We start from the raw sequence: 525 nt of genomic DNA on the forward strand, positions 1-525 counted from the left end.
TTTGGTGCGTTGCGGATATGTAAAAAGCGCTGATATTGCGGATCGTTTTGGCAACCCTAGCACCCTAGATCCGGCTGCAGATACTGATATTGTCGGCCCAGGGGGAATCTTCTCAACAGCTGAATTTAACAGTGATAGTGAATTCCGTAAAACAGCATCGGTAATGAAGCTTGTCGTGAATGGTTTTGCGGGAGCCGGAACGGTCACCATGGGTGGTTTCGACTATCACACCGGTGAGCGAGGTACGGGTGAGCGACGTGATTTACGCGCTGGGCGTTGTATGGGGGCTTGTCTTGAGTATGCGGCGCGCATTGGTGTACCGCTGATGATTTACGTTTGCTCTGATGGGTCTGTGGCAAGTAATGGACGCATCGATAATAGCGTTGATGGCGCAGGCAAAGGCGAGTGGACGGGAGACAACCAATCTACAGCTGCGTCGTTTTACTTGGTATACAATCCAGGCTCTCGCCCGGTAGCAATCCGAAATCAAATTGGTTATATGCGTTCAGATGCTTCAGTTGAAAC

1 pseudogene is annotated in these 525 nt (G+C 50.5%); it reads left to right on the forward strand.

Annotated elements, in window-relative coordinates:
* Positions 1–525, forward strand: a pseudogene (locus tag A3751_RS21470) (hypothetical protein); the annotation flags it as partial.

Source organism: Oleiphilus sp. HI0080, from assembly GCF_001635135.1.